At 66.7% G+C, this 1128-nt stretch carries 3 pseudogenes; 2 read left to right on the plus strand and 1 reads right to left on the minus strand.

Features of this window, described 5'->3' with window-relative positions:
* Nucleotides 1-206: 206 nt before the first annotated feature.
* Nucleotides 207-614: pseudogene (locus C8P66_RS23395) on the minus strand (integrase core domain-containing protein); the annotation flags it as partial.
* A gap of 77 nt (nt 615-691) precedes the next feature.
* On the opposite strand from C8P66_RS23395, the pseudogene C8P66_RS23400 reads away from it, so the two are divergent.
* Both C8P66_RS23400 and C8P66_RS23405 read left to right on the plus strand, forming a co-directional pair.
* A pseudogene (locus tag C8P66_RS23400) lies at nt 692-916 on the plus strand (IS66 family transposase); the annotation flags it as partial.
* A gap of 72 nt (nt 917-988) precedes the next feature.
* Nucleotides 989-1128 (plus strand): annotated as a pseudogene (locus C8P66_RS23405) (IS5/IS1182 family transposase); the annotation flags it as partial.

A 1128-nucleotide genomic window follows, 5' to 3' on the forward strand; every position in this document is an offset into this window, starting at 1 on the left:
CGTTGTCCATACAGCCATCTCCAAGCATCACGCCTGGAGCCGACCCAGCACATTCATACCGACCCGCGAAAGAAGGGCGCCGAGGCTTCGCTTACTCAGCGCCCGTAGCGCCTCGCGGACCTCCGTGCAGGCGCCCGACGCATGTGCGAGCTGCAGGCTCGGTGGAGTTGCCCCCACCAAACCGGCAGCACCTCATGGTTTGCTGACTGCGCAGCGATGAACTCACGGGGCGAGCGCATGCGCAAGCCGCTGTGAGGGTGGACGATGTTGTAGTCCTCGAACCATTCAGCGAGGCGCCGCAGGACGGAGATGGCGTCTGGCCTTGGGTTCACGCGGACGTAGTCGCGTTTGAGGGTCTTCACGGAGGCCTCGCAGACCCCGTTGCTCTCTGGGCTGCGGACGGGCGTGAAGCATGCGACGAGGTTCAGGGCGACGGCGAAGTCGATCGTCTCCCAGGCGGTGTAGGCGGAGCCGTTGTCGGCGAGCCACTGCACGGGCTGCGGGGCGCGCAGGGCATCGAAGCGCCGTTCGACGCAGTCGAGCATCATGTCGCGGATCATCTCACCGCTGATGCCGCCGCCGGAGGTGCCGACCCAGGCCATGACCTCGCGGTCACCGACAGCGTCACCGCCGCCAGATCGAACGTCGCTCCCGGCGCCATCACTCGCACGGTGTTGTTCGACCATACCGCCGCGTCGAGCTCGATGACACCACGGTGCCGTGGCTGGCCAAGGGGAGGACCGTCACGGCGCGGCTCTGGACCTATGTGCGCGACGACCGGCCCTTTGCTGGCCCGGCGCCAGCGGCGGCGATGTTCCGCTATTCGCGCGACCGCACGGTCGAGCACCCGAACAGGCACCTGGCAGGCTACGCCGGTATCCTGCAGGCGGATGCCTATGCCGGGTTCAACGCCCTCTAGGTGGTGTGGACTCTAGGGATTCCCGAAAGGTGCGGAGCGTGATTCAAGGCTGCCTTTGGGGAGGCGGCCTTGGGCGTGTTGGACAGATTGGTGCTGAGCGATGCGGCGTGGGATCGGATGGCGCCGCTGATCATCGGCCGGCCGGATCAGAAGGGCTCGACGGGGCGCGACAACCGCATGTTTGTCGAAGGCGTGCTGTGGATCGTGCG

This window comes from Humitalea rosea (assembly GCF_003253705.1).
Taxonomy (GTDB): Bacteria; Pseudomonadota; Alphaproteobacteria; order Acetobacterales; family Acetobacteraceae; genus Humitalea; species Humitalea rosea.